Consider the following 594-nt stretch of genomic DNA (forward strand, 5'->3'; position numbering starts at 1 on the left):
TGGTCTGCCGAGACCGGGACCGCGACGCGCTGCCCGTCCATCTCGATCTCGCCGCCCTTGGTCCCGAACGAGATCGTCGAGATGGGAACACCCTCGTCCTTGGCGGCCCGGGCCGCGGTGAACGCCCCCTGCGGGGCATTGGGGTCCAGCGGCACGTTCTCGGCGCCGTCGGACTCCAGCACGATCCGGGCCGGCGGTGGGCCGTCGCCGCCGCCCATCACCGAACCGACCGTCGCGATCGCCTGCAGAGCGGTGAAAATGCCTTCTCCCGTTGCGGTTTTGGGCATCGGCTTGAGGCTGTCGATGCCCGCCTTCACCGCGCCGCGGTTGGTCGTCGGGGGCACCAGCAGCGTCGCGTTGGCCGCGAACTCCACCAGCCCCAGGTTGATCGCCGGGGTCAGCTGGTCGGCGAACTGCTTGCCGGCCTCCTTGGCCGCGTCGAGGCGGTTGGGCGGCACATCGGTCGAAGCCATCGACTCCGAGACATCGATCACCAGCATCACGACCGCGCGGTTGAGCGGAATCCGGACGTCCGAGGTCGGCCCGGCCATCGCGGTGGTCAGCAATACCAGCGACACGGCCAGCAGGATGGTC

1 protein-coding gene is annotated in these 594 nt (G+C 69.7%); it reads right to left on the reverse strand.

Annotated features, from left to right (window positions below):
- Positions 1 to 594 (reverse strand): VWA domain-containing protein (locus A5686_RS21810; RefSeq protein ID WP_156750188.1); only part of this gene is annotated, 594 nt, incomplete at both ends.

This window comes from Mycobacterium sp. E2479, from assembly GCF_001667925.1.
GTDB lineage: Bacteria > Actinomycetota > Actinomycetes > Mycobacteriales > Mycobacteriaceae > Mycobacterium.